This is a genomic window from Sulfuricaulis sp. (assembly GCF_040901545.1).
Taxonomy (GTDB): Bacteria; Pseudomonadota; Gammaproteobacteria; order Acidiferrobacterales; family Sulfurifustaceae; genus Sulfuricaulis.
Map to the genome: position 1 here is coordinate 1 of NZ_JBBDYL010000019.1, position 1039 is coordinate 1039.

General features: G+C 58.5%; 2 protein-coding genes. Both read left to right on the forward strand.

All coding sequences use genetic code 11. The features are described 5' to 3' along the window. Nucleotides 1-124 precede the first annotated feature (124 nt). A complete protein-coding gene (locus tag WD823_RS03375; RefSeq protein ID WP_368428078.1) occupies nt 125-631 on the forward strand; it encodes an OsmC family protein in 507 nt (168 codons plus the stop codon). A gap of 128 nt (nt 632-759) precedes the next feature. After that, nucleotides 760-1039: transposase (locus WD823_RS03380; RefSeq protein ID WP_368428079.1), on the forward strand; the 280-nt coding region annotated here is incomplete at its 3' end.

The window sequence follows — 1039 nt, forward strand, 5'->3', positions numbered from 1 at the left end:
CCCCGCTCCGGCGGGCTCCGCCCGCCTACGCGGTCCGGTGAACTCTAGCGTTGGGCCGCTCGTGAGGGCGCAGCCGCGAAGCCAGCAATGGCAACACACGTTACAACTCATTGAAGGAGCAGACATGAGCCAAACCGCCGAAATCAATGGTGTGAATGTGACCGCAATGTTGGAGTTCAAAAACATATGCATGCAAGACCCGACCAAGGCAGACCGCCATCCGGTACTGCTCGCACATTGGGAAGGCGGCTCGCGTTCACGGATTGAGTTCAAAGACAAAGTTGTACACATCGGCGGCGATGATGAACTCAACCCGATGCAGATGTTACTTGCCACGCTGGCCGCGTGCGACGTGGATTTGGTGGCAATGCACGCCTCCCTCCTCGGCCTCAAAATCGAGAGCCTCTCTGTGGAATCGAAAGGCCATTTCAACGCGCGGGCGTATTTGGGTTTGGAAGGCGCGCCGGGGTCTGGATACGATGCGATTTCCTACACTGTGCGCCTGTCAGTTCCGGGCGCGACACCAGCGCAAATTACTCACTTGCGCGAACGGTGTGAGCGTTCCTCGCCTGTGGGCGACTCGCTGGCACGCGCGATTCCACTGAAATTGGAATTCAAGGCAAACAGATAACAGTGTAATTGTGTGTGGCTATCATATTCAAAGCAGTGAGCGGCCCAACACGGCATGCAGCCGACATGGCATCACCTCGGTATTCCGGACACTTTCGATAGATGGGATGATGATATCGGAGGTGTGCAATGCAAAGGAAGCGATACGGCGCGGAGTTCAAGCGTGAGGCGGTGAGGCTGGCGAGCCAGCCAGGGATGGTGAAGCGGCAGGTGGCCGCGGAGCTGGGGATTCACGAGAACCTGCTGCGGACCTGGGTCAGGCAGTTTGCGGCGGGCAAGTGGGAGGCGAGTCCGGGGACGGCGCTGAAGTCTGCGCAGCAACTGGAGAATGAGCGCTTGAAGCGCGAACTCAAACGCGTGACGACCGAGCGCGACATTCTAAAAAAGGCGGTGGGCTACTTCGCGAAGG

Excerpts from the sequence above, each read along its gene's own strand:
- WD823_RS03375 (WP_368428078.1), top strand. The coding sequence starts at position 125 with ATGAGCCAAACCGCCGAAATCAATGGTGTGAATGTGACCGCAATGTTG.